The organism is Bremerella sp. JC817 (assembly GCF_040718835.1).
In the GTDB taxonomy this organism is placed as follows: domain Bacteria; phylum Planctomycetota; class Planctomycetia; order Pirellulales; family Pirellulaceae; genus Bremerella.
The window spans coordinates 1-402 of record NZ_JBFEFG010000088.1 but is presented as its reverse complement, the minus strand read 5'-3'; the positions used below and the strand labels follow the sequence as shown (position 1 = coordinate 402).

At 67.4% G+C, this 402-nt stretch carries 1 protein-coding gene; it reads right to left on the bottom strand.

Annotated elements, in window-relative coordinates; translation table 11 throughout:
• On the bottom strand, positions 1 to 344 hold a 344-nt coding region (locus AB1L30_RS00415), incomplete at its 3' end, for a hypothetical protein (RefSeq protein WP_367011380.1).
• Positions 345 to 402 lie beyond the last annotated feature (58 nt).

Below are 402 nucleotides of genomic sequence, written 5' to 3'. Positions count from 1 at the left end.
ATCTTCCGCACGTCGTCGCCGCTGATCGTGAGGTCTGCCCCGGCGCTGGTCAGGAAGTCGTGGGGGATCTTCGGGTTCGAGAGCCAGCGATACAGCGCGTTCATCGCGTCGCCGCTCGTGATGTCGGCCGGGGTCGGGTTGTTCAGGTGCCGGTCCTGGATCTCGCGGCCGGCCTCCCGGGTCCGGGCCTCGCGCCCGGCCATCTTCTGATAGTATTGCTGCTCATGAATCTGCTCGGACTCATAGAGGTATTCGTTGAGCTGCATGTTCGTCTGGGTGTTGATCGCCCGGGCCTCGGCGGTCTGCTCGTTGTAGACGCCCGCGCCGGCGGCGTAGGCGCCCATGCCTCGGGCCCGGTCGCCTCCGACCGTGGTCGACCCCCATCCGCCCCAACCGTACGGC